Origin of the sequence: Bacillus sp. AFS018417, from assembly GCF_002560985.1 — a bacterium.
Classification (GTDB): domain Bacteria; phylum Bacillota; class Bacilli; order Bacillales; family Bacillaceae_G; genus Bacillus_A; species Bacillus_A rhizoplanae.
Genome location: NZ_NTTM01000117.1, coordinates 1 through 935, shown reverse-complemented (window position 1 = coordinate 935; position 935 = coordinate 1). Strand labels below are relative to the sequence as shown.

General features: G+C 37.9%; 1 protein-coding gene. It reads left to right on the top strand.

What is annotated here, in order from left to right:
- On the top strand, positions 1 to 897 hold an 897-nt coding region (locus CN326_RS23750; RefSeq protein WP_141525126.1), incomplete at its 5' end, for an IS3 family transposase.
- Positions 898 to 935 lie beyond the last annotated feature (38 nt).

The following is a 935-nucleotide window of genomic DNA, read 5'->3' as shown; positions in this document are numbered from 1 at the left end:
AAAAAAGCAGTATCCAAATCTATAGGAGGTGTTCTTGCTCAAACGGCTAAGTACGAGATTATTGAAGAACTACGTTCTCGGTACAAAGTAACCTGGCTTGTCGTCATTGCGCAGTTAAATCGCTCTAGCTACTATAAGTGGCGTTCAACATGTAATCAAAGGCAATTACGCCTTTCAAAGGATAATACATTGCGTGAACAGATTCAAGCAATTCACATAAAACACAAGGAATACGGTTATCCTCGCATGACAATCGCCTTACGAGAGGCCGGATTTTTCGTGAACCACAAAAAAGTATATAGACTTATGCGAGAGCTTCACATTCAATCGATCATCCGTAAAAAACGACGCTTTTTCAAAGGGAAATCCTCAAAGATTTTCCCCAATGTAGTAGAACGGCAATTCCAAAACCGCAAACAAAATGAGGTACTTGTCACAGATATCACTTATTTGCCATTCAAAGATAAATTTCTCTATTTATCGGTCGTTCAAGACCTTTACAATAATGAAATCGTTGCTTGGAAACTCTCACATCGCAATGATTTACAACTTGTTCTAAAAACATTAGATTTAGCAACACAAAAAAGAGATGTGTATGGAACCATCATCCACTCAGATCAAGGATTCCAATATACATCTCCTGCTTATTATCGTATGCTTCAACAGCTAGGCGCCATCGGCAGCCATTCTCGCAAAGGAAACTGCCATGACAATGCTTGCATTGAATCATTCTTCTCTCATTTTAAATCTGAAATGTTTTATCTTAATGACTATCAAACAAAGGGAGAACTAATTCAAGCAATTGAAACATACATCTATCATTATAACTACAAACGATTCCAAAAACGACTCAATCATCGAGCTCCGATCGAATATCGAATTTCGATGGCTGCATAGTCTTTTTTACAGTTGTCTACTTGACGGGGATAAGTCCA